31 protein-coding genes and 2 tRNA genes are annotated in these 26813 nt (G+C 62.7%); 23 read left to right on the plus strand and 10 right to left on the minus strand.

Annotated features, from left to right (window positions below; all coding sequences use genetic code 11):
- Positions 1-212: 212 nt before the first annotated feature.
- The 4 genes from gorA (at position 213) to CQW31_RS11285 (ending at position 4381) form a co-directional block, all read left to right on the plus strand.
- Positions 213-1568, plus strand: coding sequence for a glutathione-disulfide reductase (gene gorA / locus CQW31_RS11270; protein ID WP_099814495.1), 1356 nt, complete (start codon positions 213-215; stop codon positions 1566-1568).
- A gap of 204 nt (positions 1569-1772) precedes the next feature.
- Positions 1773-2336 carry an alkyl hydroperoxide reductase subunit C gene (gene ahpC / locus CQW31_RS11275; RefSeq protein ID WP_054884952.1) on the plus strand — a complete coding sequence of 188 codons (564 nt, stop codon included), beginning with the start codon at positions 1773-1775 and terminating at the stop codon, positions 2334-2336.
- A 126-nt stretch (positions 2337-2462) separates the two neighbouring features.
- Positions 2463-4025: an alkyl hydroperoxide reductase subunit F gene (gene ahpF, locus CQW31_RS11280; protein WP_099814496.1), complete on the plus strand. Its 1563-nt coding sequence runs from the start codon at positions 2463-2465 to the stop codon at positions 4023-4025.
- 167 nt (positions 4026-4192) lie between these two features.
- Complete coding sequence (locus CQW31_RS11285) at positions 4193-4381, plus strand: hypothetical protein (RefSeq protein WP_041166543.1); 189 nt, start codon at positions 4193-4195, stop codon at positions 4379-4381.
- A 5-nt stretch (positions 4382-4386) separates the two neighbouring features.
- Here the strand turns inward: CQW31_RS11285 and CQW31_RS11290 are convergent, their stop codons facing one another.
- The 3 genes from CQW31_RS11290 to nhaR all read right to left on the minus strand — a co-directional run bounded on the left by CQW31_RS11290 (position 4387) and on the right by nhaR (position 7302).
- On the minus strand, positions 4387-5034 hold the full coding sequence (locus CQW31_RS11290) for a YceH family protein (RefSeq protein WP_054884954.1): 648 nt from the start codon (positions 5032-5034) through the stop codon (positions 4387-4389).
- 88 nt (positions 5035-5122) lie between these two features.
- Complete coding sequence (sstT, locus tag CQW31_RS11295) at positions 5123-6334, minus strand: serine/threonine transporter SstT (RefSeq protein WP_054884955.1); 1212 nt, start codon at positions 6332-6334, stop codon at positions 5123-5125.
- A gap of 74 nt (positions 6335-6408) precedes the next feature.
- Positions 6409-7302, minus strand: coding sequence for a transcriptional activator NhaR (nhaR, locus tag CQW31_RS11300; protein ID WP_099814497.1), 894 nt, complete (start codon positions 7300-7302; stop codon positions 6409-6411).
- Positions 7303-7434: 132 nt separating this feature from the next.
- Here nhaR and CQW31_RS11305 point away from each other — a divergent pair, with 132 nt between their 5' ends.
- Both CQW31_RS11305 and CQW31_RS11310 read left to right on the plus strand, forming a co-directional pair.
- On the plus strand, positions 7435-7674 hold the full coding sequence (locus CQW31_RS11305; protein WP_054884957.1) for a hypothetical protein: 240 nt from the start codon (positions 7435-7437) through the stop codon (positions 7672-7674).
- Between the two features lie 28 nt (positions 7675-7702).
- On the plus strand, positions 7703-8455 hold the full coding sequence (locus CQW31_RS11310; protein ID WP_016391529.1) for a TerC family protein: 753 nt from the start codon (positions 7703-7705) through the stop codon (positions 8453-8455).
- 51 nt (positions 8456-8506) lie between these two features.
- On the opposite strand, the gene CQW31_RS11315 is transcribed toward CQW31_RS11310, so the two are convergent.
- Positions 8507-8686, minus strand: coding sequence for a hypothetical protein (locus CQW31_RS11315; protein ID WP_099814498.1), 180 nt, complete (start codon positions 8684-8686; stop codon positions 8507-8509).
- A gap of 156 nt (positions 8687-8842) precedes the next feature.
- Here CQW31_RS11315 and CQW31_RS11320 point away from each other — a divergent pair, with 156 nt between their 5' ends.
- Positions 8843-9586, plus strand: coding sequence for a peptidase C39 family protein (locus tag CQW31_RS11320; protein ID WP_054884959.1), 744 nt, complete (start codon positions 8843-8845; stop codon positions 9584-9586).
- A 123-nt stretch (positions 9587-9709) separates the two neighbouring features.
- Here the strand turns inward: CQW31_RS11320 and CQW31_RS11325 are convergent, their stop codons facing one another.
- Complete coding sequence (locus CQW31_RS11325) at positions 9710-10993, minus strand: FAD-binding oxidoreductase (RefSeq protein ID WP_054884960.1); 1284 nt, start codon at positions 10991-10993, stop codon at positions 9710-9712.
- Between the two features lie 201 nt (positions 10994-11194).
- Here CQW31_RS11325 and CQW31_RS11330 point away from each other — a divergent pair.
- The 4 genes from CQW31_RS11330 to CQW31_RS11345 all read left to right on the plus strand — a co-directional run bounded on the left by CQW31_RS11330 (position 11195) and on the right by CQW31_RS11345 (position 12767).
- A tRNA-Val gene (locus tag CQW31_RS11330) sits at positions 11195-11271 on the plus strand.
- Positions 11272-11450: 179 nt separating this feature from the next.
- A tRNA-Val gene (locus CQW31_RS11335) sits at positions 11451-11527 on the plus strand.
- Between the two features lie 179 nt (positions 11528-11706).
- Positions 11707-12279 (plus strand): SPOR domain-containing protein, encoded by a 573-nt coding sequence (locus CQW31_RS11340; protein WP_054884961.1) that lies wholly within the window; start codon positions 11707-11709, stop codon positions 12277-12279.
- A 62-nt stretch (positions 12280-12341) separates the two neighbouring features.
- Complete coding sequence (locus CQW31_RS11345; RefSeq protein WP_054884962.1) at positions 12342-12767, plus strand: GTP pyrophosphokinase; 426 nt, start codon at positions 12342-12344, stop codon at positions 12765-12767.
- Positions 12768-12770: 3 nt separating this feature from the next.
- Here CQW31_RS11345 and CQW31_RS11350 read toward each other — a convergent pair whose 3' ends face one another.
- Together CQW31_RS11350 and CQW31_RS11355 are read right to left on the minus strand one after the other, a co-directional pair.
- Positions 12771-13013, minus strand: a complete 243-nt coding sequence (locus tag CQW31_RS11350) for a DUF1654 domain-containing protein (RefSeq protein ID WP_054884963.1) — start codon at positions 13011-13013, stop codon at positions 12771-12773.
- Between the two features lie 173 nt (positions 13014-13186).
- Complete coding sequence (locus tag CQW31_RS11355; protein WP_054884964.1) at positions 13187-14275, minus strand: asparaginase; 1089 nt, start codon at positions 14273-14275, stop codon at positions 13187-13189.
- 406 nt (positions 14276-14681) lie between these two features.
- Between CQW31_RS11355 and CQW31_RS11360 the strand changes: the two genes are divergently transcribed.
- The 7 genes from CQW31_RS11360 (at position 14682) to CQW31_RS11395 (ending at position 21741) form a co-directional block, all read left to right on the plus strand.
- The gene (locus CQW31_RS11360; RefSeq protein ID WP_099814499.1) at positions 14682-15638 is read left to right on the plus strand and encodes a sugar ABC transporter substrate-binding protein; all 957 of its coding nucleotides are present in this window, start codon (positions 14682-14684) and stop codon (positions 15636-15638) included.
- A 20-nt stretch (positions 15639-15658) separates the two neighbouring features.
- On the plus strand, positions 15659-17212 hold the full coding sequence (locus tag CQW31_RS11365) for a sugar ABC transporter ATP-binding protein (RefSeq protein ID WP_099814500.1): 1554 nt from the start codon (positions 15659-15661) through the stop codon (positions 17210-17212).
- Positions 17209-18204 (plus strand): ABC transporter permease, encoded by a 996-nt coding sequence (locus CQW31_RS11370; protein ID WP_099814501.1) that lies wholly within the window; start codon positions 17209-17211, stop codon positions 18202-18204. The genes CQW31_RS11365 and CQW31_RS11370 overlap by 4 nt, the downstream gene beginning before the upstream one ends.
- A gap of 4 nt (positions 18205-18208) precedes the next feature.
- The gene (locus tag CQW31_RS11375; RefSeq protein ID WP_054884968.1) at positions 18209-19231 is read left to right on the plus strand and encodes a LacI family DNA-binding transcriptional regulator; all 1023 of its coding nucleotides are present in this window, start codon (positions 18209-18211) and stop codon (positions 19229-19231) included.
- Between the two features lie 9 nt (positions 19232-19240).
- Positions 19241-20149, plus strand: coding sequence for a ribokinase (gene rbsK, locus CQW31_RS11380; RefSeq protein ID WP_054884969.1), 909 nt, complete (start codon positions 19241-19243; stop codon positions 20147-20149).
- Complete coding sequence (gene rbsD, locus CQW31_RS11385; protein WP_054884970.1) at positions 20146-20544, plus strand: D-ribose pyranase; 399 nt, start codon at positions 20146-20148, stop codon at positions 20542-20544. The genes rbsK and rbsD overlap by 4 nt, the downstream gene beginning before the upstream one ends.
- Positions 20545-20733: 189 nt before the next feature.
- The gene (locus CQW31_RS11395) at positions 20734-21741 is read left to right on the plus strand and encodes a nucleoside hydrolase (RefSeq protein WP_099814503.1); all 1008 of its coding nucleotides are present in this window, start codon (positions 20734-20736) and stop codon (positions 21739-21741) included.
- Here CQW31_RS11395 and CQW31_RS11400 read toward each other — a convergent pair.
- On the minus strand, positions 21713-21925 hold the full coding sequence (locus CQW31_RS11400) for a hypothetical protein (protein WP_099814504.1): 213 nt from the start codon (positions 21923-21925) through the stop codon (positions 21713-21715). The genes CQW31_RS11395 and CQW31_RS11400 overlap by 29 nt on opposite strands.
- Before the next feature lie 259 nt (positions 21926-22184).
- On the opposite strand from CQW31_RS11400, the gene CQW31_RS11405 reads away from it, so the two are divergent.
- Positions 22185-22505, plus strand: coding sequence for an I78 family peptidase inhibitor (locus CQW31_RS11405; RefSeq protein WP_054884973.1), 321 nt, complete (start codon positions 22185-22187; stop codon positions 22503-22505).
- A 176-nt stretch (positions 22506-22681) separates the two neighbouring features.
- Here CQW31_RS11405 and CQW31_RS11410 read toward each other — a convergent pair whose 3' ends face one another.
- On the minus strand, positions 22682-22894 hold the full coding sequence (locus tag CQW31_RS11410; RefSeq protein ID WP_003250656.1) for a cold-shock protein: 213 nt from the start codon (positions 22892-22894) through the stop codon (positions 22682-22684).
- Positions 22895-23057: 163 nt separating this feature from the next.
- Entirely contained in the window at positions 23058-23363 is a 306-nt protein-coding gene (locus CQW31_RS11415; RefSeq protein WP_054887101.1) for a hypothetical protein, read from the minus strand.
- A 332-nt stretch (positions 23364-23695) separates the two neighbouring features.
- Between CQW31_RS11415 and thrS the strand changes: the two genes are divergently transcribed.
- The 4 genes from thrS (at position 23696) to rplT (ending at position 26809) form a co-directional block, all read left to right on the plus strand.
- On the plus strand, positions 23696-25618 hold the full coding sequence (gene thrS, locus CQW31_RS11420; protein ID WP_054887102.1) for a threonine--tRNA ligase: 1923 nt from the start codon (positions 23696-23698) through the stop codon (positions 25616-25618).
- Positions 25618-26169: a translation initiation factor IF-3 gene (gene infC / locus CQW31_RS11425; RefSeq protein WP_176509498.1), complete on the plus strand. Its 552-nt coding sequence runs from the start codon at positions 25618-25620 to the stop codon at positions 26167-26169. Before thrS ends, infC begins: the two co-directional genes overlap by 1 nt.
- A 61-nt stretch (positions 26170-26230) precedes the next feature.
- On the plus strand, positions 26231-26425 hold the full coding sequence (gene rpmI / locus CQW31_RS11430) for a 50S ribosomal protein L35 (protein ID WP_003250667.1): 195 nt from the start codon (positions 26231-26233) through the stop codon (positions 26423-26425).
- Between the two features lie 27 nt (positions 26426-26452).
- Positions 26453-26809, plus strand: coding sequence for a 50S ribosomal protein L20 (gene rplT, locus CQW31_RS11435; RefSeq protein ID WP_003250671.1), 357 nt, complete (start codon positions 26453-26455; stop codon positions 26807-26809).
- Positions 26810-26813: the final 4 nt, after the last annotated feature.

Raw genomic sequence — 26813 nt, forward strand, 5'->3', positions numbered from 1 at the left:
CTACCGTACGGAAACCGTTGCTGCCATCCAAATAGGCAGTGATTGCTGTGAGCTTGAACTGCTCAGTGTACTTGGCCATGAATCCCCCAAGGGTTGGATTGGTGTCCAACTTCTTGGGGGCAGTCCATACCTGTGGGAGCGGGCAAGCCCGCGAAGGGGCGCAAAGCGGCCCCAGTGCGTTATGCTGGGCGCCTGCCTAGGAGAGTGAATACATGGCCTACGATTTTGATCTGTTCGTGATTGGCGCCGGTTCCGGCGGTGTCCGCGCAGCGCGCTTCGCTGCGGGCTTTGGTGCAAAAGTGGCAGTGGCCGAGAGCCGCTACCTCGGTGGCACCTGCGTCAACGTCGGCTGCGTGCCGAAGAAACTGCTGGTATACGGCGCCCACGTCGCCGATGAGCTGGAGCAGGCGGCCGGTTTTGGCTGGACCCTGGAAGAGGGCCATTTCGACTGGGGCACGCTGATCGCCAACAAGAACCGCGAGATCGAGCGCCTCAATGGCATCTACCGCAACCTGCTGGTGAACAGTGGCGTGACCCTGCTGCAAGGCCATGCCCGCATCACCGGTGCCAACGAGGTGGAAGTGGACGGCCAGCGGTTCAGCGCCGAGCACATCCTGATTGCCACCGGCGGCTGGCCGCAGGTGCCGGACATTCCGGGCAAGGAACTGGCCATCACCTCCAACGAGGCGTTCTACCTCAAGGAGCTGCCGCGCCGCGTGCTGGTGGTCGGCGGTGGTTATATTGCCGTCGAGTTCGCCGGCATCTTCCAGGGCCTGGGCGCCGACACCACCTTGCTCTACCGCGGTGAACTGTTCCTGCGTGGTTTCGACGGCTCGGTGCGTACCCACCTCAAGGAAGAGCTGGAAAAACGCGGCATGAACCTGCAGTTCAACGCCGACATCCAGCGCATTGACAAGCTTGAAGACGGCAGCCTGAAAGCCACCCTCAAGGACGGCCGCGAGCTGGTCACCGATTGCGTGTTCTACGCCACCGGGCGCCGCCCGATGCTCGATAACCTGGGCCTGGAGAACACCGGGGTTGAACTGGATGCCCGCGGCTTCATCCGCGTCGACGAGCAGTACCAGACCACCGCGCCGTCGATCCTCGCCATTGGCGATGTGATCGGCCGCGTGCAGCTCACCCCGGTGGCCCTGGCCGAAGGCATGGCCGTGGCCAGGCGCCTGTTCAAGCCAGAGCAGTACCGCAAGGTGGATTATCAGAACATCCCGACGGCGGTGTTCAGCCAGCCACCGATTGGCACTGTCGGCCTCACCGAGGAACAGGCACTGGCAGCTGGGCACAAGGTGCAGATCTTCGAGAGCCGCTTCCGCGCCATGAAGCTGACCCTCACCGACATCCAGGAGAAGACCCTGATGAAGCTGGTGGTCGACGCCGAGACCGACAAGGTGCTGGGCTGCCACATGGTCGGCCCGGACGCCGGCGAGATCATCCAGGGCCTGGGTATCGCCCTCAAGGCCGGAGCGACCAAGCAGTTGTTCGACGACACCATTGGCGTGCACCCGACTGCCGCTGAAGAGTTCGTCACCATGCGCACCGTCACCCGCTGACGCGGCGGGCCTCGTCACCGCCCTCCGGTGATGAGGCCTCGAATACCGCGCAATCCTTTGCTCAGCCCATTCCCTTCTATTAATTATCTGCGGTTATAGCCAAAACCAATCACAAGCATGAGCTTTGCCAATGAGCCTTTGTCGGGGCCAGCAGTTAGGATTCTTTCCATCAACTGATTCCAACCCCATGAAGGAGCGTCTCTCATGCCTATCATCAACAGCCAGGTCAAACCGTTCAACGCCACCGCCTACCACAAGGGCGAGTTCGTTCAGGTCAGCGAAGCCGACCTGAAAGGCAAGTGGTCCGTCGTGTTCTTCTACCCGGCCGACTTCACCTTCGTTTGCCCGACCGAGCTGGGTGACCTCGCCGACAACTACGCAGAGTTCCAGAAGCTGGGCGTGGAAATCTACGGCGTATCGACCGACACCCACTTTACCCACAAAGCCTGGCACGACACTTCGGAAACCATCGGCAAGATCCAGTACCCGCTGATCGGTGACCCGACCCACGTCATCTCGCGCAACTTCGACGTGCTGATCGAAGAAGCCGGCCTGGCCGATCGCGGTACTTTCGTGATCAACCCGGAAGGCCAGATCAAGATCGTCGAACTGAACGACGGTGGTGTTGGCCGCGACGCAGCCGAGCTGCTGCGCAAAGTCAAGGCTGCCCAGTACGTTGCCGCTCACCCAGGCGAAGTTTGCCCGGCCAAGTGGAAAGAAGGCGAAGCCACTCTGGCTCCGTCGCTGGACCTGGTCGGCAAGATCTAAGCCGATGTGCACGTCGCGGGCGGTAGCCAGCCGCCAAAGCTGAAACACCTACCGCCCCGTAAAAGCGCCCGGGCGACCTCGCCTGGGCGTTTTTGTATCTGAGTTTTGAAAAAAGGAATCGCCCGTATGTTGGACGCCACGCTGAAATCGCAACTGAAAACCTACCTGGAGCGGGTCACCCAGCCGATCGAGATCGTTGCCTCCCTCGACGACGGCGCGAAGTCCCGCGAACTGCACGACCTGCTGGTGGAAATCGCCGGCCTGTCGAACCTCATTACCTTCAGCGCGGACGGCAGCGATGCCCGTCGCCCTTCGTTCTCGCTGAACCGCCCGGGTGCCGACATTAGCCTGCGCTTTGCCGGCATCCCCATGGGCCACGAATTCACCTCCCTCGTGCTGGCGCTGCTGCAAGTCGGCGGCCACCCGTCCAAGGCCAGTGCCGAAGTGATCGAGCAGATCCAGGCGCTGGAAGGCGAATTCACCTTCGAAACCTACTTCTCGCTGTCGTGCCAGAACTGCCCGGACGTGGTCCAGGCGCTGAACCTGATGGCCGTGCTCAACCCCAATGTGCGCCACGTGGCCATCGACGGTGCGCTGTTCCAGGATGAAGTCGAGTCGCGCAAGATCATGGCGGTGCCGAGCATCTACCTGAACGGCCAAGTGTTCGGCCAGGGCCGCATGGGCCTCGAAGAAATCCTCGGCAAGATCGACATCAACGCCGGTGCCCGCCAGGCCGAGAAGATCAACGCCAAGGACGCCTTCGACGTGCTGGTGGTCGGCGGTGGCCCTGCGGGGGCCGCAGCGGCCATCTATGCCGCCCGTAAAGGCATCCGCACCGGTGTCGCTGCCGAGCGTTTCGGCGGCCAGGTGCTCGATACCCTGGCCATCGAAAACTTCATTTCGGTGCAGGAAACCGAAGGGCCGAAGCTGGCCACGGCGCTGGAAGAGCACGTCAAGCAGTACGACGTCGACATCATGAACCTGCAGCGCGGCGAAGCGCTGATCCCGGCCAGCGACGGCGGCCTGCACGAAGTGCGCCTGGCCGGCGGTGCCTCGCTCAAGGCCAGGACGGTGATCCTCGCCACGGGCGCCCGCTGGCGCGAAATGAACGTGCCGGGCGAGCAGGAATACCGCGCCCGCGGCGTGGCCTACTGCCCGCACTGCGACGGCCCGCTGTTCAAGGGCAAGCGCGTGGCGGTGATCGGTGGCGGCAACTCGGGCGTGGAGGCGGCCATCGACCTGGCCGGTATCGTCGCCCAGGTGACGCTGATCGAGTTCGACAGCCAGCTGCGTGCTGATGCTGTGCTGCAGCGCAAGCTGCACAGCCTGCCGAACGTCAAGGTGATCACCAGCGCGCTGACCACCGAAGTGGTTGGCAATGGCGAAAAAGTGACGGGTTTGCGTTACAAGGACCGCAATACCGATGAGCTGCATGACCTGGCGCTGGAAGGCATCTTCGTGCAGATTGGCCTGCTGCCGAACACCGATTGGCTCAAAGGCACGGTCGAGCTGTCGCCACGTGGCGAGATCATCGTCGACGCCAAGGGCCAGACCAGCGTGCCGGGTGTATTTGCCGCAGGTGACGTGACCACCGTGCCGTACAAGCAGATCGTCATCGCGGTGGGCGAGGGCGCCAAGGCATCGCTGGCGGCGTTCGATCACCTGATCCGCACTTCGGCACCGGCGTAAGCCTGCACTGGCCTCTTCGCGGCTAAAGCCGCTCTCACAGGGAAATCACTGCCCATCAGGCCTGTGGTTGACCTGTGGGAGCGGCTTTAGCCGCGAAAGGGCCGACACTGACAAAGCAAAACCTGAGGGTGTCTATGCTTACCGCAGACACCCTCAGGAGCTTCACCATGACCCTGATCAGCCGCGAACCCTGGTGGCTAGTCCCCCCCAAGCCAGGGCAGAAAGAGCAGGACCTGCACTGGGGCTACCTCGAAATCTACGCAGACGGCCGCACCGTGTTCGTCGACCAGCGCCCCAGTGACCGGGAACTGGCCGAACGCAAAAGCTGCCGCAACTTCCCCGACCCTGAACCCTAGGCGGCTCAGCCTTCCAGCTCGGCCAGTCGTGCTTCCAGCGCCGCGATCCTTGCTTCCAGGGCTTCAATACGCTCTTCCGACACGCTGCTGCCACTGCTGCGAGCGCCACCGTCTTGCTGGCGCGCTGCCAGAATCGCCTCGATTTCTGCCGGGTCACCCAGGGCATGGGTATAGCGGTCTTCCCGCTGCCCGGCCTGGCGTGGCAGGTGCAAGGCCAGGTCACGTGAAATCAGGCGCTCCAGTTGGTGCTGGATCTGCTCGGTGTCGTCGAAGTCGTGCAGGCGGTTGCTGCGGGTCAGCAGTTCGTTGAGGGTCTGCGGCCCCCGCAGGAACATCAGGCCCATCAGCACCAGTTGCGCCGGTACCAGTTCCAGGGCCTTGTCCAGCCGATGTTCCCAGCGGTCGGCGCGGCTGCCCATCTGCAGGCGTGCCATGCCCTGGCCCTCGAGGGCGCGCAGGGCCTGGCCGACTTGGCCCGGGGTCAGGTTCATGACCGGTTCCCGGCTGGTTTTCTGGTTGCAGGCCAGGACCAGGGCGTTAAGGGTCAGCGGGTAGCTTTCCGGGCTGGTGGCCTGCTTCTCGATGAGCGCGCCGAGAATGCGGATCTCGATGCTGCTGAGGCGGCCTTCGCCTGCGGTTTCGTGTTCTGACATGGCCCTGTCTCATTGCTGGGGAAAGGCCACTAGCGTAGGTAAAGCCGGGGTGTAAGGCAATTGGGACCGCTTTGCGGCCCCGGCAATCTCAAATGCTGCGCCGTTCTTCTGCCTGGCAAGCCGCTGCAGTGAACAACACATCGGTCGACGAATTCAGCGCCGTCTCCGCCGAATCCTGCAGCACGCCAATGATGAAGCCCACCGCTACCACCTGCATGGCAATCTCGCTGGGGATGCCGAACAGGCTGCACGCCAGCGGAATCAGCAGCAGCGAACCACCCGCGACCCCAGAGGCACCGCAGGCGCAGATTGCCGCCACCAGGCTCAGCAGCACCGCCGTCGGCAAGTCGACCGGAATCCCCAGGGTATGCACGGCCGCCAGGGTCAGCACGGTGATGGTGATTGCCGCGCCTGCCATGTTGATGGTCGCCCCCAGGGGGATCGAAACCGAGTAGGTGTCCTCATGCAGCCCCAGGCGCTCCGACAGCGCCAGGTTGACCGGTATGTTGGCTGCCGAACTGCGGGTGAAGAACGCTGTAATGCCGCTTTCGCGCAGGCACAGCAAGGTCAGCGGGTAAGGGTTGCGGCGGATTTTCCAGAACACGATCAGCGGGTTCATCACCAGCGCCACGAACAGCATGCAGCCGATCAGCACACCCAGCAGGTGCAGGTAGCCGAGCAGGGCGCCCAGGCCAGACTGGGCCAGGGTCGAGCTGACCAGCCCGAAGATACCCAGCGGGGCGAAGCGGATCACCACGCGCACGATCAAGGTCACGCCGTTGGACAGGTCCTCGACCACGGTGCGGGTGGTATCGCCAGCGTGGCGCAAGGCCACGCCCAGGCCGATGGCCCAGGTCAGCACACCGATGAAGTTGGCGTTGAGCAAGGCGTTGATCGGGTTGTCGACCGCGCTCAGCAGCAGGTTCTGCAACACCTCGCTGATACCGCCCGGCGCGCTCAGGGCCACCTCGCTGGTCCTCAGGGCCAGTTGCGACGGGAACAGCATGCTGGCGACCACGGCCACCACCGCGGCCGCGAAGGTGCCCAGCAGGTACAGCCAGAGGATCGGGCGGATGTGGGTTTCCTGGCCGTGGCGGTGGTTGGCGATCGACGCCATGACCAGAATGAACACCAGCACCGGCGCAACAGCCTTCAGGGCGCTGACGAACACTTTGCCGAGAAAGCCCAGGTCACGGGCGATGGCAGGTGCCAGCAGGGCCAGGGCGATGCCGGCGACAAGGCCGATGACGATTTGGGTCACCAGGCTGGTGCGGTTTACAAGGCGAAGAACAGGCGTCATGTGCAGCGGAGTCTCGAAATCTTCAAAGGGCGCGACTCTAGCACATTCAGGCCCGGTCCTTTCGCGAGCCGCCACTACCAGTGGAACAGTTCGCGCCGTGCCCCCTCGGTAATCGCCACGATCCCCGGATGCTTGACCTTGCGCTCCACCGAAATGGCATAGAACGACTCATGCACCGCTTCGGTCTGGCCAATCAGTGCGACGCCATACTGCCGGCACACCTCCTCGGCAATCACGCTCGGCGCCACGAATATCCCGCTGCCCGACTGGCCGAATGCCTGCATCAGCGCACTGTCGTCGAACTCGCCAATGATCCTGGGCTGCACCTGCTGCTCGCCCAGCCAGCGCAACAGGCGGCTGCGCACCACGGTTTCCGGCCCGGGAATCAGCAGCGGCGCATCCTGCAGGCAGGCGGGGAAGGGGCCTGCATGCCGGCTGGCCAGGGCCGGGGTGGCGAAGAAGCTCAGGCCGCATTCGCCGAGCTTCTGGCTATAACCCTTGATATCCAGGTGGCTGGGCATCGGGCTGTCGGAAATCACCAGGTCCAGGCGCTGGATCGCCAGGTCTGCCAATAGCCGTTCGAGCTTGTCTTCGCGGCAATTGATGCGCAGCACTTCATTCAGCTCCATGGTCGGGGCCAGCAGCCGGTAGACGATCGACTTCGGCACCACGTCGGCAACCCCCACGCGAAACAGGATCTGCTCCTGCGGGCCGGCCCTGAGCATGGCCTCCAGTTCCCCGCCAATCTGGAACATCTGCTCGGCATAGACCAGTGCCTGACGGCCGGTTTCGGTCAGCTCCAGTTGTCGACCGACCCGCTGGAACAGCTCCAGCCCGTAGGTCTGCTCGAACAGGCTGATCTGCCCACTGATGGTCTGCGGCGTCAGGTTCAGCTGCTCGCTGGCACGGGCGATGCTGCCAGTCTTGGCCACGGCCCAGAAGTAATGGAGCTGGCGATAGTTGAGCACGCGCGCGGGTTCCGATTCGAAAAAACCGAAGTATACACACTGGAAATACGAATTTTCCTGAACTATTGCCGTCTTTTAGAATGCGACCCCATCAGGCGCTTCGCGCCGCGGGATTTTTCAAGCGAGGAAACCATGCTGCATCTCAAATCCATTGGGACTCCGCTGGTGCTGGCCCTGGCGCTGTTCAGCCTGGCTGGTTGCGACCAGGCCGAGAAGTCTGCCCAGCAAATGCTCGACCAAGCAGCGAAGTCGGCCAAGCAGGCCATCGACGACACCAACAAGGCCGCCCAGCAGGCGTTGAGCGATGCCATCGGTCACCAGGGCCAGAAGCCCAAGGACGCCGAAAAGAAAACCCACACCCAAGAAATCTGACCCTAACCGCCGCTTCAGGATTTGAACAATGGAATACTTGCTGGAACTCGCCGCTAGCCCCACCGCCTGGGTCGCCCTGGCTACGTTGGTGGCCATGGAAGTGGTACTGGGTATCGACAACCTGATCTTCATCTCGATCCTGACCAACAAACTGCCTGTGGAATACCGTTCCAAGGCACGCCGTATCGGTATCAGCATGGCGTTGGTCATGCGTCTGGCCCTGCTCAGCACCGTGGCCTGGATCGTGCAGTTGACCGACCCGGTGTTCGAAGTGTTCGGTAATGCCTTCTCGTGGAAGGACGTGATCCTGATCGCTGGCGGCCTGTTCCTGCTGTGGAAGGCCACCAAGGAGATCCACGAGAACGTCGACCCGCACGGCGCCAAGGAAGAGGCCAAGGTGTCTTCCACGGTCACCCTGGGCTTTGCCGCGGCGATCTTCCAGATCCTGTTGCTGGACATTGTCTTCTCGGTCGACAGCATCATCACCGCCGTGGGCATGACCGAGCACCTGCCGATCATGATCATTGCCGTGATCACCGCAGTCATCGTCATGATGGTGGCCGCCGACCCGCTGGCCAACTTCATCAACGACAACCCGACGGTGGTCATGCTGGCGCTGGGCTTCCTGATCATGATCGGCATGACGCTGATCGCCGAAGGTTTTGGCGCCCATGTACCGAAAGGCTATGTGTACGCGGCGATGGCCTTCTCGACGGTGATCGAGATCCTCAACATCCTGGCTCGCCGAGCGCGGCTCAAGCGTGAAGCCGCCGAAGGCTGATACAAGACAACGGGGCGCCTGGCGCCCCGTTTGCATTCAGGTGAAGTAGCCTCAGTGCGCCCTGGCATGCCGCCGCGCCCTGCGCACAGGTTGCGCCTTGGCCGTGGCCTGCGGTGGCAGGTGGTGATGCGGGGAATGACGCCGCACGATACGCAGAACACCCCACAGCATGGCGGCCGCGACGCTCAGCCACATACTCACCAGCATGAGGATTGCCATGGTCAGGCTCATGCGTGCCTCCTTCTCTTGGGCCAACCTGCGGTTTGCCCTCCAGACACAGCTTTAGTCTAGCTGCCCGGCCGTGACGTTCCATTGACCAAAGGTCGATGGCTCAAGCCGATTGGTTCCGCTCTCTTGTCGGACTATACCCGCGCAACGCGGCGCCCTATGATCGGTGGCCAGAGCCGGGCGCTGCCTGCCTGGCACCGAAACAAGCGAGTGTCCATGGAGCAACATTCCTGCAAGCGCTGGGCAACCGTCCCGCGTCGACTGTTGGCCGCCTGCCTGGTGGCCGCGACTTTGGGCGGCTGCGCCAGTGCACCGCCCGCAAGCCTCAAGGGCATGCCGCAGCGGGTCGAGATCAGTAGCGTGCCGTTCTACCGCGGCAATGCCAACCACAGTGGCTCGATGGCCTTGGCCGCGCTGCTCTCCCAGCAAGGTGCGCCGATCACCCCGGGGCTGCTGGACAAACCGCTGAACCTGCCCAAGGGGGCCGATGCGCTGGAAACGAGCATCCCGCGGGTCGCCCGCGAGTACGGCATGCTGGTGTACCCGCTGGACAAGCAACTGGATGCCCTGCTGACCCAGGTGGCCGCTGGCAATCCGGTATTGCTGCGTTACCGAGAAGGTTCGGCGTGGTGGAGCGAGCCGCGTTACGCGGTGCTGATCGGCTATGACAGCTTCAAGAAGCGCGTATTGCTGCGCTCGGGGATGCATCGGCGCCAGTTGATGGCGTTCGATGACTTTGCTTCGGCGTGGGCGAGTGAGGGAAGTTGGGCGGTGCTGGTGCAGCCACCGCGCCAGCTGCCGGCCCAGGTGGACCGTCAGCGTTGGCTGCAGGCTGCCGATGAACTGGCCCGGGCGGGCCAGGAAGTGGCGGCAAAACAGGCTGTGCGCAGCCTGAACAAATAGCGTTACCTGCTCCGGCCCTTTCGCGGGTAAACCCGCTCCCACAGGTACTGCATGAGTTTCAAACCATGTGCGGTATCTGTGGGAGCGGGCGTGCCCGCGAAGAGGCCAGACCTGCTTACATCATCAGAAGCCCAGACGATCGCGCAGGCTGTAGTACCAGGCACCCATGGCGCTGAACGGCACACGCAGCATCTGGCCACCCGGGAACGGGTAGTGTGGCAGGCCGGCGAAGGCGTCGAAACGTTCGGCCTGGCCGCGCAGGGCTTCGGCCAGTACCTTGCCCGCCAGGTGGGTGTAAGTCACGCCGTGGCCCGAGCAACCCTGCGAGTAGTAGATGTTGTCGCCGATACGGCCGACCTGAGGCAGGCGCGACAGAGTCAGCAGGAAGTTGCCGGTCCAGGCGTAGTCGATCTTGACGTTCTTCAGCTGTGGGAAGGCCTTGAGCATCTTCGGACGAATGATCGCTTCGATGTTGGCCGGGTCGCGTGCACCGTACACCACGCCACCGCCGAAGATCAGGCGCTTGTCGCTGGTCAGGCGGTAGTAGTCGAGCAGGTAGTTGCAGTCTTCCACGCAGTAGTCCTGCGGCAGCAGGGTGCGGGCCAGTTCTTCGCCCAGCGGCTCGGTGGTGATCACCTGGGTGCCGCACGGCATCGACTTGGCGGCCAGTTCCGGTACCAGATTGCCCAGGTAGGCGTTGCCGGCAACGATGATGAACTTGGCGCGGACCTTGCCTTGCGGGGTATGCACAACCGGGTTGGCGCCGCGCTCGATACGGATGGCCGGGGTCTGCTCGTAAATGATGCCGCCCAGCGACTCGACTGCGGCGGCTTCGCCCAGGGCCAGGTTCAGCGGGTGGATGTGACCACCGCTCATGTCCAGCATGCCGCCGACATAGTTGTCGCAGGCAACCACTTCACGGATGCGCTTCTTGTCCATCAGCTCCAGCTGAGTGTGGCCGAAGCGTTCCCACAGGCGTTTTTGCGATTCCAGGTGACCCATCTGCTTGGCGGTCAGCGCGGCGAACACACCGCCGTCCTTCAGGTCGCACTGGATGTTGTACTTGGCCACGCGCTCACGAATGATGCGGCCGCCTTCGAAGGCCATCTTGCCGAGCAGCTGGGCTTCTTTAGGGCCGACAGTGCGTTCGATGACGTCGATGTCGCGGCTGTAGCTGTTGACGATCTGACCACCGTTGCGGCCCGATGCGCCGAAGCCGACCTTGGCTGCTTCGACGATGCTCACCTTGAAGCCGTTTTCCAGCAGGAACAGTGCGCTGGACAGGCCGGTGTAGCCGGCACCGATGATACAGATATCGGTTTCCACCTCACCCTGCAGCGCCGGACGTGGCGGCACCGGGTTGGCCGAGGCGGCGTAGTAGGACTGGGGGTAGGGGGTGTTAGCCATGCTGCAGGAACCTCGTGTTTTATATTTTTAACGAATGTACCGATGCTATCAATAATAATAAACACCCGCTAGTCGTCTGTTGAAATTCCTATACGGGCCTGCGGCTCGCCGTTCTCTATAAACAGTTTAAGATTCAGTGAGTTAGCGCGAAAAAAAGTGTTGACAGGGTTTTTGGATTGCGTAGAATGCGCACCACACGACAGGCACATAGCTCAGTTGGTTAGAGCACCACCTTGACATGGTGGGGGTCGTTGGTTCGAGTCCAATTGTGCCTACCAAACAAAGTCCCGCGCTGCGGGCAGCGAGAAGGGCGACCCGCAGGGGTCGCCCTTTTTGCATTATGGGCCTATTCGGCGTGGCGCTTGCCAGCGCCTGCGGCGTTCTGAAAGTTTTTGATTTTTTTGAAAAAAACGCTTTACAGGCGCGCAATCGATCACTAATATGCGCACCACACGACAGGCACATAGCTCAGTTGGTTAGAGCACCACCTTGACATGGTGGGGGTCGTTGGTTCGAGTCCAATTGTGCCTACCAAACAAAGTCCCGGGTTTCCGGGCATCAAGAAGGGCGTCCCGCAAGGGGCGCCCTTCTTGCATTCCATGCCCCTCTCGAAAATATCCCCCCCCCCTCGAAGCAGCGTGTAACCTTTGGTCGCGGGCCGTGCCCCGAGTGGCCGTGGTAGAATCCGCCCCTTCGAATCTGGAGGTACACGCGTGCGCAAACTGGCAGTGGTATTGGCAGTGCTGGCCCTGGCGGGCTGTGAGAACGAGGTCGAAGGTGTGCATAAACAGGTTGCCGAGCACCTGCACAACCCCAAGACCGCCAAGTTCGGCAACGTGCGGATCGACACCAAGGGCACCATCTGCGGCCAGGTGCGTGGCAAGGACGATGCCGGCCAGTACGAGGCCTACCGCAGCTATGTGGCGATCAAGGGCGGTGAGGGCCAATACGAAATCATCGTCGACGATGGCGGCAACAACCTGCGCATCCGTGAATACTGCGGCGGTGCCGACCTGCAGCGCCGTGCCGAGGCGCTGGCCGATCAACCGGCCCCTGAGGGGTGGGATGTCGAAGTGATCCAGGGCGCCAACATGGGCGCGCTGTCCGACATGACTGCACGCCTGATCGAGAAAGGCATCCCTTCTTCGGTCGAATACCGTGATGGCAAGCCGGTGGTGCTGATGGGGCCGTTCCCGAGCAAGGCCGAAGCCGATGCGCGCAAGGCCGAGGTCATGGCCAAGCTGGGTACCGACTCGATCGTCATCCAGCATGGTGCGCAGCGTTAACTGTAATCTGTAGTCTTACCCGGCTATGCTTGCCCTGAGACTAGCCAGACGGGGAGGGCCTCATGTCTACGCTGGAGCGGGCCATTGCCGTGGCCGCCAGGGCACATGAAGGGCAATACGACAAGGGTGGGGCCGCTTATATCCTCCACCCGTTGCGGGTGATGATGCGGGTCAGCACGCCAGAACAGCGCATTGTCGCGGTGCTGCATGACGTGATCGAAGACACGTCGCTGACCCTTTCCGATTTGGCCCGTGAGGGCTTCCCCCTGAAAATTCTTGCCGCCTTGCTGGCTTTGAGCCGGAACAAGGGCGAAAGCTATCAGGATTTCGTGGTGCGTCTGGGCAGTGACCCGCTGGCGCGCACCGTCAAGCTGGCCGACCTGGCCGACAACAGTGACCTGTCGCGTATTCCCGTGCCTGGCCCTGCCGACCTGGCGCGGCTGGCCCGTTACCGCGAGGCCAGTGCCTACCTGCAGGCGCTGGCCTGAGCCTCAGTCTTCCTTCGGTACGGTCCAGAAGATCTGCACGCCGCCGTCGTCGCGGTGGGCGAGGGTGACGTTGTCGTTCTCGGCAATTTCCTCGAGCAGGGTTTCCCAGTCGTCAGGCGACTCGTGTTCCAGGCGGAAGATCAGCGCGGCGCGGCTGCGCTGGGCGAGGGGGTTGTTGATGATCTTCTGGATGCGCAGGCCCAGTTGTTGGTAGCTGCTTGCGGTTGCTTCGGCGGTGTTGGCCACGGAGGCGGTTCCTTGTTGTGCTGTATGTGCGTACAGTATTTCAAGGCAAAGTATTTCGCAACTGCATCGGTGCTGGATTCTTCGCGAGCACGCCCGCTCCTACAGGGGGTGCGATCCCTGTGGGAGCGAGCGTGCCCGCGAAGAATCCAGCACCAGCCCGCGTCATAGCAGAATCAGTACTCCCAGAAAATCCGCTGCAGCTCCTTGCTGTCCTGGGTCTTGGTCATCGCCACCATCGCCAGGATCCGCGCTTTCTGCGGGTTCAGGTCATGGGCCACCACCCAGTCGTACTTGTCATCCGGCTGTTCGGCATTGCGCAGCACGAAGCCGCCCTGGTTGACGTGCGACGAGCGAATGATCTGCACGCCGTTCTTGTGCAGCTCCTGCAGCGCCGGTACCACCCGCGACGACACCGAGCCATTGCCGGTACCGGCATGGATGATCGCTTTCGCCCCGCTCTGCGCCAGCGCCTTGTAGGCGGTATCGGTCACGTTGCCGTAGCTGTAGGCAATGTCTACCTGCGGCAGGCTGCTGATCTGCTTGATGTCGAACTCCGACTGGGTGGTGTGGCGCTTGGCCGGCAGGCGGAACCAGTACGACTTGCCTTCCACTACCATGCCCATCGGGCCCCAGGCGCTCTTGAACGCTTCGGTCTTGATGTTGACCGACTTGCTCACGTCGCGGCCGGACTGGATCTCGTCGTTCATGGTCACCAGCACGCCCTTGCCGCGCGACTGCTTGTCGCTGGCCACTGCCACGGCGTTGTACAGGTTGAGCATGCCGTCGGCGGACATCGCCGTGCCCGGGCGCATCGAGCCGACCACCACGATCGGCTTGTCGGTCTTCTCTACCAGGTTGAGGAAATAGGCCGTCTCTTCGAGGGTGTCGGTGCCATGGGTGATGACGATGCCGTCCACGTCGCTGCTGTCGGCAAGCTCAGCGACGCGCTTGGCCAGTTTCAACAAGTCGTCGTTGGTGATGCTTTCGGAGGCGATCTGCATCACCTGCTCGCCGCGCACATTGGCCAGGTCCGCCAGTTCCGGCACGCCGGCAATCAGCTTGTCGACGCCGAGCTTGGCGGCCTGGTAGGTGGCGCTGTTGGCGGCGCTGGCGCCGGCCCCGGCAATGGTGCCGCCGGTGGCGAGGATGACCACATTGGCCAGTTTCTGCTGGGTTTCGGCTTCTTTTGCCGAGGCCGTGGCAGGGAGGATCAGCAGCAGCGCCAGGGCACTGGGGGCGAAAGACTTCAGTGCAGCATTCATGATTATTGTTCTCTCTCTTCCTGATGAGGTGATTGCTGTGTTGCGCAGGTAGGCAGGCAGATTCCGTACCAGCTATCCGCGGTCTCTTGTGGGAGCGGCCTTGCGTCGCGAAAGGGCCGCAAGGCGGCCCCGGCAATTTCTGCGGCGAAGCTAGAATTCTGGGGGGGGCGCTTCGCACCCCTTTCGCGACGCAAGGCCGCTCCCACAACGGCGTATTCCATTCGGAATCCCGAACAAGCATAGGAAAAGGTGTTCGGTTTTTCGGAAAAATTCCGGATAATCAGCACCGCTTGCGGCTTGCCCCCGCCAGCGAAACGGATTTGACAAAACCAGGTCTTGTTTCCATAGTTACCCAACGCAAACGTTTGCGATCCGATAAAAAACACAAGATTCGGAGTCATCTCCCATGAAGCTGCCGTTCCCCGGTCGTCTGCTGGCGCTCGCCGTCATCTCCTCGCTGTCCCTCGCCATGCCGCTGTCTGCCGCCCATGCAGAGGAAAAACCTAAGGTCGCGCTGGTCATGAAGTCGCTGGCCAACGAGTTCTTCCGCACCATGGAAGACGGCGCCAAGGACTACCAGAAAGCCCACTCCGGCGAGTTCGACCTGGTAACCAATGGCATCAAGAACGAAACCGACACGGGCGAGCAGATCAAGATCGTCGAGCAGATGATCAGCTCTGGCGTCAACGCCTTGGTCATTGCCCCGGCTGACTCCAAAGCCCTGGTGCCTGTGCTGAAAAAGGCGACGGAGGCCAAGATTGTTGTCGTCAACATCGACAACCGTCTCGATCCAGACGTGCTCAAGAGCAAAGGCATCAGCGTGCCCTTCGTCGGCCCTGACAACCGCAAAGGCGCACGTATGGTCGGCGACTACCTGGCCCAGCAGAAGCTCAAGGCCGGTGACCAGGTCGGCATCATCGAAGGCGTGCCGACCACCACCAATGCCCAGCAGCGTACCGCCGGGTTCAAGGACGCCATGGATGCCGCCGGAATGAAGATCGTCTCGGTGCAGTCCGGCAACTGGGAAATCGACAAGGGCAACGCTGTCGCCGCTTCCATGCTCAACGAATACCCCGACCTCAAGGCGCTGCTGGCCGGCAACGACAGCATGGCCCTGGGCGCCGTCTCGGCCGTGCGCGCCGCCGGCAAGACCGGCCAGGTGCAGGTGGTGGGCTACGACAACATCAACGCCATCAAGCCGATGCTCAAGGATGGCCGCGTGCTCGCCACCCTCGACCAGGCCGCCAGCCAGCAGGCGGTGTTCGGCATCCAGGCGGCGTTGAAGGTGCTCAAGGGTGAAAAGCCCGACGTGGACGCCGACAACGTCATCCAGACCCCGGTCGAACTGATCACCAAGCCCTGATCCCAGCAGGAGAGATGGCCATGCCAGCATCGGCCAATGAAGTCGTGCTTGCCGCCAGCGGCCTGGGCAAGCGCTACGCGCAGCCGGTGCTGGCCGAGGTCAGCCTGGCCCTGCGCGCTGGCGAGGTGCTGGCGCTGACCGGCGAGAACGGGGCAGGCAAGAGCACGCTGTCCAAGCTCATCTGCGGCCTGGAAACCCCCAGCAGCGGGCACATGAGCTACCGCGGCCAGGCCTACGCACCGGCCAGCCGCAGCGAGGCCGAGCGCCTCGGTGTGCGCATGGTCATGCAGGAGCTCAACCTGCTGCCGACCCTGACCGTGGCGGAAAACCTGTTCCTCGACAACCTGCCCAGCCGCTTCGGCTGGATCAGCCACAAGCGCCTGCGCCAGCTGGCCACGGCTGCCATGGCCCAGGTCGGCCTGGACGCCATCGACCCGGACACCCCGGTCGGCGAGCTGGGTATTGGCCATCAGCAGATGGTCGAGATTGCCCGCAACCTGATCGGCGACTGCCATGTGCTGATCTTCGACGAGCCCACGGCGATGCTCACCGCCCGCGAGGTGGAGTTGCTGTTCACCCAGATCGAGCGCTTGCGCCAGCGCGGCGTGGCCATCGTTTACATCTCGCATCGCCTTGAAGAGTTGCAGCGCGTGGCCCAGCGCATCGTCGTGCTGCGCGACGGCCAACTGGTGTGCGACGAGCCGATCCAGCGCTACAGCAGCGCCGAACTGGTCAACCTGATGGTCGGCCGCGAACTGGGCGAGCATATCGACCTTGGCCGTCGCACGATCGGCGCACCGTTGCTCAAGGTCGACAAGCTATGCCGCGGCAACAAGGTGCGCGACGTATCGCTGCAGGTCAGGGCAGGGGAGATCTTCGGCATCTCCGGGCTGATCGGCGCCGGGCGCACCGAGCTGCTGCGGCTGATCTATGGCGCCGACCGCGCCGACAGCGGCAGCATCCAGGTCGGCCAGCCGCTCAAGGCGGTGACCATCGATTCCCCCAAGGCGGCGGTAAACGCCGGTATTGCCCTGATCACCGAGGACCGTAAAGGCGAAGGCCTGCTGCTGACGCAATCGGTCAGCGCCAACATCGCCCTCGGCAACCTGCCCGCCGTTTCCCGTGCCGGGGTGCTCGACGGCGAAGCGGAAAAGGCCCTGGCCGAGCGCCAGATCATCACCATGCGCATACGCAGCGCCGGCCCGGCACAGGCGGTCGGCGAGCTGTCTGGCGGTAACCAGCAGAAGGTGGTGATCGGCCGCTGGCTGGAGCGCGACTGCCAGGTGCTGCTGTTCGACGAGCCCACCCGCGGCATCGACGTCGGTGCCAAGTTCGACATCTATGGCCTGCTGGCCGAGCTGGCGCGCCAGGGCAAGGCCCTGGTGGTGGTGTCCAGCGACCTGCGCGAACTGATGCTGATCTGCGACCGCATTGCCGTGCTCTCCGCCGGCCGCCTGATCGATACCTTCGACCGCGAACACTGGAGCCAGGACCAGCTCCTGGCTGCCGCCTTCGCCGGCTACCAGAAACGTGACGCCCTGCTGCATGACGCAGCGCCCAGGATGGATGCATGAAGACCACACCCCTAGACACCCCGGGCAGCGCCCCCGTGCGCCGCAGCGCTACCTACTTCGGCCTGGGCACCTACCTGGGCCTGGCCGGCGCCTTGCTGGCGATGATCGTGCTGTTTTCGTTCCTGAGCAGCCACTTCTGGTCGTACGCTACCTTCAGCACCCTGGCCAACCAGATCCCCGACCTGATGGTGCTGGCCGTGGGCATGACCTTCGTACTGATCATCGGCGGCATCGACCTGTCGGTCGGCTCGGTACTGGCCCTGGCCGCCTCCACCGTCAGCGTGGCGATCCTCGGCTGGGGCTGGGGCGTGCTGCCCGCAGCCCTGCTCGGCATGGCTGTCGCCGCTCTGGCCGGCAGCATCACCGGTGGCGTCACCGTGGCCTGGCGCATCCCGTCGTTCATCGTCTCGCTCGGCGTACTGGAGATGGCCCGCGGCCTGGCCTACCAGTTCACCGACTCGCGCACCGCCTATATCGGCGACGCCTACGCCTGGTTCTCCAACCCGGTGGCCTTCGGCATCTCGCCGTCCTTCATCATCGCCGTGCTGGTGATCGTGCTGGCCCAGCTGCTGCTGACCCGCACGGTATTCGGCCGTTACCTGATCGGCATCGGTACCAATGAAGAGGCCGTGCGCCTGGCCGGTATCGACCCGCGCCCGTACAAGGTGCTGGTGTTCGCCCTGATGGGGCTGCTCGCCGGCCTGGCCGCGCTGTTCCAGATTTCGCGCCTGGAAGCCGCCGACCCCAATGCCGGTTCCGGCCTTGAGCTGCAGGTGATCGCCGCCGTGGTGATCGGCGGCACCAGCCTGATGGGCGGGCGCGGCTCGGTCATCAGTACCTTCTTCGGCGTGCTGATCATTTCGGTACTGGCTGCAGGCCTTGCGCAGATCGGCGCATCGGAACCGACCAAACGCATCATCACCGGGGCGGTGATCGTCATCGCCGTGGTGCTCGACACTTATCGCAGCCGGCGTGCAGGCCGGCGGAACTGACAACATGGCAACCATCAAAGACGTCGCGGCCCTCGCCGGCATTTCCTACACCACCGTGTCACATGTCCTGAACAAGACCCGCCCTGTCAGCGAGCAGGTACGGCTCAAGGTCGAGGCAGCCATTCTTGAACTCGACTATGTGCCCAGCGCCGTGGCGCGTTCGCTCAAGGCGCGCAGCACGGCCACCATCGGCCTGCTGGTGCCCAACAGCGTCAACCCGTACTTCGCCGAGCTGGCCCGAGGCATCGAGGACGCCTGCGAGCGCAATGGTTATTGCGTGATCCTGTGCAACTCCGACGACAACCCGCAGAAGCAGCGCAGCTACTTGCGCGTGCTGCTGGAAAAGCGCATCGACGGCCTGGTAGTGGCGTCGGTGGGCGAGGATGCCGACCTGCTGCAGAGCCTGGCCTGTGTGCGCACGCCGATGGTCATCGTCGACCGTGAGCTGGAAGGCGTCGACGCCGACCTGGTGCGCATCGACCACGAGCAGGGTGCCTACCTGGCAACCCGCCATCTGCTGGAACTCGGCCATCGGGACATCGCCTACATCGGCGGCCCGGCCGAAACCGGCGTTACCCAGTTGCGCCTGCGCGGCTTCCACCGGGCGATGGCCGAAGCCGAGGCCGAGGTATTGGCTGGCCGCGTGCTGCATTGCGATTTCACCAGCCCCGGTGGCCATGTTGCCGCCGCGCAGCTGCTCGATGGCAAGCGGCCGACGGCAATTTTTGCCGGCAACGACATGATCGGTTTCGGCGTATTGCGCGCCGCAGCCGAACGCAACATCAACGTGCCGGGCGAGCTGTCGGTGATCGGCTTCGACGACATCGAGCTGAGCCGCTATGTATTCCCGCCGCTGACCACGGTCGGCCAGTCGATTCGCGAGCTTGGCGAGAGCGCAGCGGCCTTGCTGCTGTCGCGCATCGCCACGCCGCGTCGCGATGGGGCCGAGCAGCGCATTGTCTCGCCGCGCATCGTGCTGCGCGAATCCACCGGGCCGCGCCCGGACCTGTTCAATGATTACCGCTAAGGAATTGCCATGCATGCCAAGGTAGTGGTGGTCGGCAGCCTCAACATGGACCTGGTGGTCCGCGCCCAGCGGCTGCCACGCGCTGGCGAAACACTGGCCGGCGAACATTTTTTTACCGTGCCCGGTGGCAAGGGCGCCAACCAGGCAGTGGCGGTAGCGCGCTTGGGCGGCAGCGTGGCGATGATAGGCAATGTCGGCGATGACGCCTACGGCCAGCAGTTGCGCCAGGCGCTGGAAGTGGAAGGCATCGATTGCCAGGCGGTCAGCGTCTGCCCAGGCGTATCCAGTGGCGTAGCGCTGATCACCGTGGATGCTGCCAGCCAGAATTGCATCGTCATCGTCCCGGGCGGCAACGGGCTGCTGACACCGGAGTCGGTACAGCGTTTCGATGCCTTGCTGCAGGCCGCCGAGGTGATCATCTGCCAGCTCGAAGTGCCGGTAGAGACCGTGGCCTGGACCCTGGCCAGAGGCCGCGAGCTGGGCAAGCAAGTGATCCTCAACCCGGCGCCAGCCACCGGCCCGCTGCCCGCGGACTGGTTTGCCCATATCGACTACCTCACCCCCAACGAAAGCGAGGCCGAAGCCTTGACCGGCGAGCGGGTCGACGACCTGGACAGTGCCCGCCGCGCAGGGGAGCGCCTGCTGCAGCTGGGCGCAGGCAAGGTGATCATCACCCTGGGCGCGCAAGGGGCCTTGTTTGTCAGCCGGGACGGCAGCCAGCATTTCCCGGCGCCCAAGGTGCAGCCGCTGGATACCACGGCGGCGGGCGACACCTTTATTGGTGGTTTTGCCGCTGCACTGGTGCAGGGCAAAGGGGAGGGCGAGGCGATCGCGTTCGGCCAGCGCGCTGCAGCCTTGTCTGTCACCCGTGCCGGTGCCCAGCCGTCGATTCCCTGCCTGGCGGAGCTGACCCCATGAAAAAGACCCCGCTGCTCAACGTCGCCCTGTCGCGGACCATCGCCGGGATGGGGCATGGCGACATCCTGGTGATCGGCGATGCCGGCTTGCCGGTGCCGCCAGGTGTCGAGCTGATTGACCTGGCGTTGACGCCGGGGATCCCGGATTTTGCCAGCGTGCTGCGCGCCGTGTTGAGCGAGCTGCAGGTGGAGCGGCATGTGCTGGCCGAAGAGATGCAAAAGGTGGTGCCGCCGGCGCTGGTCGAGGTCGAGCGCCTGAAGGGCAAGCTGGGCAAGCGCGAATGGCACAGCCATGAGGACTTCAAGCTGCTGTCGCGCAGCGCCCGGGCCATCGTGCGTACCGGCGAATGCCAGCCCTACAGCAACATCGCCCTGATTTCCGGGGTCACCTTCTAACAAGCGAAACGCGGTGCGCTTTTTATTGTGGGAGCGGCCTTGTGTCGCGAAAGGGCCGCGAAGCGGCCCCGGCAATCCATGCGGCGAAGCTGAAATCCTGGGGGTGCTGCGCACCCCTTTCGCGACGCAAGGCCGCTCCCACAAAAAAGCGCATCGCGTTCCATTTCATGGCAACAGGAGTGCCCCCCCATGCTCAAACCTCTGCTACAAGGACTGACCCTCATGGTCGCTGCCGCCACCACCACCCTCCAGGCCGCCCCGCGTGACCTGATCATCGACACCGACCCCGGTGCCGACGACGTGGTCGCGCTGTTCCTGGCCATGGCCTCGCCCGAAGAACTCAACATCCGCGCCATCACCACCGTCGCTGGCAACGTGCGCCTGGAAAAGACCTCACGCAACGCCCGCCTGGCCCGCGAATGGGCCGGCCGCGAAGACATCCCGGTATATGCCGGGGCAGGGCGGCCGCTGGTGCGTGCGCCCATCTATGCCGCCGACGTTCACGGCGAAGAGGGCCTGACCGGCGTGCCGGTGCACGAGCCGAAACAGCCCCTGGCCGAAGGCAATGCCGTGCAATACCTGGTCGACACCTTGGGCAACGCGAAGCCCCACAGCATCACCCTCGCCATGCTCGGCCCGCAGACCAACCTGGCCCTGGCGCTGATCCAGCAACCCGAGATCGCCAACGGCATCAAAGAAGTGGTGGTCATGGGCGGCGCCCACTTCAACGGCGGCAACATCACCCCGGCGGCGGAGTTCAACCTCTACGCCGACCCCCATGCCGCCGAAGTGGTGCTGGCCAGTGGCGTGCAGCTGACCTACCTGCCGCTGGACGTGACCCACAAAGTCCTGACCAGCGACGCCCGCCTCAAGCAGTTGGCGGCAGTAAACAACCAGGCCAGCAAAAAGGTGGTGGACATTCTGCAGGCCTACATCAAGCACGACATGGACCTGTACGGCATGCCCGGTGGCCCGGTGCATGACGCCAGCGTCATCGCCTACCTGCTGAAACCCGAGCTGTTCAGCGGCCGACGTATCCACCTGAGTGTCGACAGCCGCGAAGGCCCGACCTTCGGCCAGACCATCGCCGACTGGTACGGCGTGCTCAGGCAGCCGGCCAATGTGATGTGGGTGAACGAGGCTGACGCCCAGGGCTTTTTCGACCTGCTCAGCGCGCGCTTGGCTCGATTGCAATAGCCGCATGCGGCGCGTAGCGCTCGAACACCTGGTCGATGAAGCTGCGCGCCGCCTCGCCGCCGCGGTCGCGCACCAGCAGATCGATGGCGATCAACAGCAACTCTTCGGGCGTGCTGGGGCTATAGGCGCTCTGGCCTTCGGCCCATTTGACCTTGATATCGGCGTCGATGCTGTGGCTGCTCATGAAAGGCTCTCGCTGGGGGCCCGGGGCGGAGGGGCGAACACCGGATCCTGGCATTCGCAGAAGGCACTGTGCCTTCACTTCCTAAAGTAAATCATGACTTTGCGGCGCCAACCAAGCGACTCGTCAGTTGCGCGGTAAAATTCGGTCACGATTGCCTTTGGCCACTGCAGGTCAGATCAGGCAGACTTTCCCGGTTTTGCAACAAACTCTTGGCGGAGCTGTCGGATCAGGCAGTTCCCATATCGATTTAGGAGGATTCATGTTCCGTTCCCGTGCTTTCCTGGCAACCCTGGCGGTGGCTGCTGTCCTGGCGGGTTGCAGCACTGGCGGCAACTCGGGGGGTAGCAAGGCGCCTGAGGCGGCGGCCGGCAACGATGGCCGCTGCGAGGCCAGCGGTGCCGACTTCGCCATTGGGAAGCCGGGCAGCGCCGAGCTGCTGGAGCAGGCGCGCAAGGCCAGTGGGTCGCAGATGGCGCGCATTCTCAAGCCGCACGATGTGGTAACCCTGGAATACCGCTCCGAGCGCCTGAACCTGAATGTGGACGAGCAGGGTGTGGTGACCCGCGTCAACTGCGGCTGACCAGGGCTTGGAGCCTGCGCTGTCCTTGTGGGAGCGGGCGTGCCCGCGAACACCGGCAAAGCCGGTGCCAAAGACCGCGGTGCCTGCTTCGCGGGCGCGCCCGCTCCCACAGGGCTGCGGCAAAGGCCCATAAAAAAACCCGCCACAAGTGGCGGGTTTTTTTACAGCTGCCCGAATTACTCCGGACGAACCTGCGCAGCCTGCATGCCCTTCTGGCCGCGCTCGGCGACGAAGGAAACAGTCTGGCCTTCTTTCAGGCTCTTGAAGCCGTCGGATTCGATGGCTTTGAAGTGTACGAACAGGTCGTCGCCGCCGCCTGCTGGGGTGATGAAGCCGTAGCCTTTTTCATCATTGAACCATTTGACGGTGCCTTGTTGGCGATTGGACATGAGGTGAATCTCCAGAACATTTAGATTTTTCAGTGGTGCAATGCGGCCGAGGCTACGGAGCACGGGGGACATCATAGTCCATTTCTGCGCATCTAGCGCCTTTTACCTTCGCAGGATGTTGATCCATGGCAAATAATGCCTGGCCTGCTCTGGCTTTAAGGTTTCAGCTCTTCGGCGCGCAGCTCTGTTTCACCACGGTTTGCGCCTTCTGCATCAGCTTGGCATCGACGCCATCCTTGCTGTCCAGGTCGGCAATTTCCGCGTCGGTGAAATTCTTTTTGATCGCCTGGGCACCACAGTCGCAGTGCTTTTTCGCGGTGGCGGGGTCGACGCCTTGGCTGCTGGCGACTTGGGTGCACTGGGCCATGTAGCCGGCTTCCTTCCCGGCTGGGAAGTTGCCAGCATTGGCAGCCATCGGCAGCAGCAGGGCGCCAGCAGCCGCCAGAGCCAGAAGAGACGGTACTCGCATAACCGGTTACTCCTTGGGTTAAGGTCTCATCAAGAGTAGGTTGCTTCCCAAGGTCTGATAGGACTTTTTCCGCGTTAGTTCACCGGCGCGGCGTAATTTCCAAATATTTCTACGAGCCGCACAACCCGCGTGCTAGCATGCTTGGCTTGCAGCTAGCCACTGGCAGCTCGCAACTTTTTCTTTCCAGTCACTCTGGTTCGTCCCTGGCAAGCTGAAAGGCTTCTGCCACTGTGAGGCAGGCTTCCCTGAAGGGAAGGCAGGTCGGATCTTGTACTGGCTCATCCCAACCCACGTGACCTTTGGTAGGGGTCACCACTAGGAGAGGAGGCGCCATGCCCGTTATTACTCTTCCCGATGGCAGTCAACGTTCGTTTGATCACGCCGTATCCGTCGCCGACGTCGCCGCATCCATCGGCGCAGGCCTGGCCAAGGCCACCGTGGCCGGCAAGGTCGACGGCAAGCTGGTCGATGCCTGCGACCTGATCAACCACGACGCCACCCTGCAGATCATCACCCCTAAAGATGCAGAGGGACTGGAGATCATCCGCCACTCGTGTGCCCACCTGGTCGGCCACGCAGTGAAACAGCTGTACCCGACCGCCAAGATGGTGATCGGCCCGGTGATCGACGAAGGCTTCTATTACGACATCGCCTACGAGCGCCCCTTCACCCCTGAAGACATGGCCGCCATCGAAAAGCGCATGATGGAGCTGATCGAAAAAGACTACGACGTGGTCAAGAAGATGACCCCGCGCGCCGAAGTCATCGAAGTGTTCAAGGCCCGTGGCGAAGACTACAAGCTGCGCCTGGTCGAAGACATGCCGGACGAGCAGGCCATGGGCCTGTACTACCACGAAGAATACGTCGACATGTGCCGTGGTCCGCACGTGCCGAACACGCGCTTCCTCAAGGCATTCAAGCTGACCAAGCTGTCCGGCGCCTACTGGCGCGGCGATGCCAAGAACGAGCAGCTGCAACGCGTCTACGGCACCGCCTGGGCCGACAAGAAGCAGCTGGCTGCCTACATCCAGCGCATCGAAGAAGCCGAAAAGCGCGACCACCGCAAGATCGGCAAGCAGCTCGATCTCTTCCACCTGCAGGAAGAAGCCCCGGGCATGGTGTTCTGGCACGCCAACGGCTGGACCGTGTACCAGGTGCTCGAGCAGTACATGCGCCAGGTTCAGCGCGTCAACGGCTACCAGGAAATCAAGACCCCGCAAGTCGTCGACCGCATCCTCTGGGAGCGTTCCGGCCACTGGTCGAACTACGCCGAAAACATGTTCACCACTTCGTCGGAAAGCCGTGACTACGCGGTCAAGCCGATGAACTGCCCGTGCCACGTGCAGGTGTTCAACCAGGGCCTGAAGAGCTACCGCGACCTGCCGCTGCGCCTGGCCGAGTTCGGTGCCTGCCACCGTAACGAGCCATCCGGCGCCCTGCACGGCATCATGCGCGTGCGTGGCTTCGTGCAGGACGACGCGCACATCTTCTGCACCGAAGAACAGGTGAAGAAAGAAGCTGCCGACTTCATCAAGCTGACCCTGGACGTGTACAAGGACTTCGGCTTCACCGATATCGCCATGAAGCTGTCCACCCGCCCGGCCAAGCGTGTCGGCTCCGAAGAGCTGTGGGACCGTGCCGAAGGCGCACTGGCCGACGCCCTGAACGAGTCGGGCCTGGAGTGGGAATACCAGCCGGGCGAGGGCGCCTTCTACGGCCCGAAGATCGAGTTCACCCTGCGCGACTGCCTCGGCCGTAACTGGCAGTGCGGTACCCTGCAGTACGACCCGAACCTGCCAGAACGCCTGGATGCCAGCTATATCGCCGAAGATAACAGCCGGGTCCGCCCGGTCATGCTGCACCGCGCGATCCTCGGTTCGTTCGAGCGCTTCATCGGCATGCTGATCGAGCACTACGCTGGCGTGTTCCCGGCGTGGCTGGCACCGACCCAGGCGGTGATCATGAACATCACCGACAAACAGGCCGATTTCGCCCTCGAAGTGGAAAATGCCCTGAACGGTAGCGGTTTCCGTGCCAAGTCGGACTTGAGAAATGAGAAGATCGGCTTTAAAATCCGCGAGCATACTTTGCTCAAGGTCCCGTACCTTTTGGTTATAGGGGACCGTGAAGTCGAAACACGAACCGTCGCTGTGCGTACTCGCGAAGGCGCAGACCTGGGCTCCATGCCCGTCGCCCAGTTCGTTGAGCTTCTGACACAAGCGGTTTCCCGGCGTGGACGCCAAGAATCGGAGTAATGACTATTAAGCGTGAAATGAGAAACGATAAGCGTGCTGTACCGAAGGCCCCGATCAACGAGAATATCTCGGCCCGCGAGGTTCGGTTAATTGGCGCTGATGGCGAGCAGGTTGGCATCGTCTCGATTGATGAAGCGCTTCGTATCGCTGAAGAAGCGAAGCTGGATCTGGTGGAAATCTCTGCAGACGCGGTACCGCCTGTCTGCAAGGTGATGGACTACGGCAAGCACCTCTTCGAGAAGAAGAAGCAGGCTAACGAAGCCAAGAAAAACCAGAAGCAGATCCAGATCAAAGAAATCAAGTTTCGTCCAGGGACGGAAGAAGGGGATTACCAGGTAAAACTACGCAACCTGGTACGTTTCCTTACCGATGGGGACAAGGCCAAGATCTCTCTGAGATTCCGCGGCCGTGAGATGGCCCACCAGGAGCTGGGCATGGAGCTGTTGAAGCGGGTCGAAACCGACCTCGCCGAATACGGCACCGTTGAGCAGCATCCTAAGATGGAAGGACGCCAGCTTATGATGGTCATCGCCCCCAAAAAGAAGAAGTAATCTCCCGGGCACGGCAGGCCTGATGATTATTGTGTAATTTTATCGAATGCGGAGTTCCAACATGCCAAAAATGAAAACCAAGAGCGGTGCTGCGAAGCGCTTCCTGAAGACCGCTTCCGGCTTCAAGCACAAGCACGCTTTCAAGAGCCACATCCTGACCAAAATGTCGACCAAGCGTAAGCGTCAACTGCGCGGTGCCAGCCTGCTGCACCCGTCTGACGTGGCAAAAGTCGAGCGCATGCTGCGCGTACGTTAATTCTGGTTTAGATAGAGGAAGTTACTCATGGCTCGTGTTAAGCGTGGCGTCATCGCTCGTAAGCGTCACAAGAAAATTCTGAAACTGGCTAAAGGCTACTACGGTGCACGCTCGCGCGTATTCCGCGTTGCCAAGCAGGCTGTCATCAAGGCTGGTCAATATGCCTACCGTGACCGTCGTCAGAAGAAGCGTCAGTTCCGCGCACTGTGGATCGCTCGTATCAACGCCGGTGCCCGCACCAACGGTCTGTCCTACAGCCGTCTGATTGCTGGCCTGAAAAAGGCTTCGATCGAAATCGACCGTAAGGTTCTGGCCGATCTGGCAGTGAACGAAAAAGCGGCGTTTGCTGCGATTGTCGAGAAAGCTAAAGCCGTTCTGGCTTAAGTAC

Source organism: Pseudomonas sp. 382 (genome assembly GCF_002759075.1).
Lineage (GTDB): Bacteria > Pseudomonadota > Gammaproteobacteria > Pseudomonadales > Pseudomonadaceae > Aquipseudomonas > Aquipseudomonas vlassakiae.